At 70.6% G+C, this 677-nt stretch carries 1 protein-coding gene; it reads left to right on the forward strand.

Features of this window, described 5'->3' with window-relative positions; genetic code table 11:
• Positions 1–677 (forward strand): hypothetical protein (locus J4G12_10200; GenBank protein MCE2456162.1); only part of this gene is annotated, 677 nt, incomplete at both ends.

Here is a 677-nt window from a genome sequence, read left to right on the forward strand (position 1 = left end):
CGGGCAGCCGGATCCGGCGTTCCCGTACCTCGATGGATCGAGCGGAGTCTGGGGCTACGACTTCGACAGAGGCGGACTGGTGCGCCCGAGCACGCCGGACGTGATGTCGTACTGCTCGGATCCCCACTGGATCAGCGACTACCATTTCACCAAGGCGCACCACTTCCGCCTTGCCGACGAGGGGAGCGCCGGCGACGTCCCGGTCGCCGAACCGGCGGCCTCCCTCATGCTGTGGGGCGGCGTCGACGCGGATGGAGCGCCATTTCTGGAACCCGCCTTTCCGGTCGACGCACCGCAGCTGCTGCCCGACTCCGCCGGCGATCATCGGATCGTCGGAACCGGCGGCGGCGGCGAGACGCTCTTCTCGATCAGCTTCGCCATGCCTGTGCTGGCGGACGCCGACGGGGAATCGTCGTTCGTCTTCGTCGTGCCCGTCCGGCCTGCCTGGCAGGCTGCGCTCGCCGCCGTCACGCTCACCGGGCCCGGCGGGACCGCCGCCCTCGACGGCGACAGCGACAGCCCCATGGCCATCCTGCGCGATCCGCGCACGGGGCAGGTGCGCGCCATCCTTCGCGACCTGCCGCCCCAATACCGAACTGCTGCTGACGCAACCGCGGGCGTGGCGGAACCCGGCCTGGAAGTGATGTTCAGCCGCGGGATCCCGGATGCCGCCGCTT

The sequence above is a fragment of the Gemmatimonadota bacterium genome (genome assembly GCA_021295815.1).
Lineage (GTDB): Bacteria > Gemmatimonadota > Gemmatimonadetes > Longimicrobiales > Gaopeijiaceae > JAGWBQ01.